Annotated in this window: 1 protein-coding gene; it reads right to left on the bottom strand. The window is 65.1% G+C overall.

All coding sequences use genetic code 11. The features are described from left to right. Positions 1–232, bottom strand: a 232-nt coding sequence (locus RVY79_RS21740; protein WP_317466701.1) for a hypothetical protein, incomplete at both ends; no start/stop codon positions are given.

Below are 232 nucleotides of genomic sequence, written 5' to 3'. Positions count from 1 at the left end.
TATTTCGCCGAATACCGTTTCAAGGATCTGCTCGATCCGACGGCTCGGCTCGAGCGTTTCCTTGGTGAGCGTCGCGACTTCGTCGCCGCGTTGATTGATGCCTCCCCCCGCGCTCGGACCTGGTGCGAGCTGGATCAGGATGCACTGGCGAGGGGAGGGGCCGCGCGCCGGCGAGCTAACGCAAGCACCCCCGGCATCCGTGGCCAGGGGGAAGTAAACGAACAGGGGGTGA

The organism is Chromohalobacter sp. HP20-39 (genome assembly GCF_033052815.1).
Taxonomy (GTDB): Bacteria; Pseudomonadota; Gammaproteobacteria; order Pseudomonadales; family Halomonadaceae; genus Chromohalobacter.
Note: the sequence above shows the minus strand (reverse complement) of the source record. Positions and strands in the feature narration are given on the sequence as shown.